The sequence below is a fragment of the Streptomyces sp. MBT65 genome, assembly GCF_016612545.1.
Classification (GTDB): domain Bacteria; phylum Actinomycetota; class Actinomycetes; order Streptomycetales; family Streptomycetaceae; genus Streptomyces.
Map to the genome: position 1 here is coordinate 1 of NZ_JAENRY010000708.1, position 707 is coordinate 707.

Annotated in this window: 1 protein-coding gene; it reads left to right on the plus strand. The window is 76.8% G+C overall.

Annotated elements, in window-relative coordinates; genetic code table 11:
- Positions 1-707: type II secretion system F family protein (locus JHN63_RS51720; RefSeq protein ID WP_200692034.1), on the plus strand; the 707-nt coding region annotated here is incomplete at both ends.

Below are 707 nucleotides of genomic sequence, written 5' to 3' on the forward strand. Positions count from 1 at the left end.
ACAGGTTGATGTTCGCGGGTGGCGGGGCGGTGGGTGCCGGGCCGCCCTCGTGGGAGCGGGCCGTGGGTGAACTGCGGCGGATCCGGGGCCGGTTGCGGGTCGAGTGGTGGTCGCTGGGTGCCGGGCTGGTGCTGGCCGTGTTGGGGGCCTCGGTCATTCCGGTCGTCGCGGGGGCGGTCGGGGTGCCGTTGCTGCGCCGGGTGCGGCTGGCCGGGGAGGCGCGACGGGCACGGGAGTTGCGCGGGGACGCGGTGATCGCGTTGTGCTCGGCGCTCGCCGGGGAGGTGCGCGCCGGGCGGCAGCCGGGGGAGGCCTTGTTGCGGGCGGCGGGTGATTCCGGCGGGCTCGGTGAGGCGCAGGCCGGGGTGTTGGCGGCGGCGCGGTTCGGCGGGGACGTGCCGGGTGCGCTCACCTCGGCGGCACGACAGCCGGGTGCGGACGGCCTGTTGGGGCTCGCCGCGTGCTGGCGGGTCGCCGTGGACCAGGGAGCGGGGCTCGCGGTGGGACTGGACCGGCTCGAAGGGGCGTTGCGCGCCGACCGGGATCAACGGGCCGATCTCCGGGCCCAGTTGGCGGGGGCTCGGGCCACCGCGGTGATGCTCGCCGGGTTGCCGGTGCTCGGGTTGTTGCTGGGTGCGGCGATGGGTGCCGATCCGTTGCGGGTGCTGTTGCACAGCGGGGCGGGGTTGGGGTGCCTCGTGGTCGGG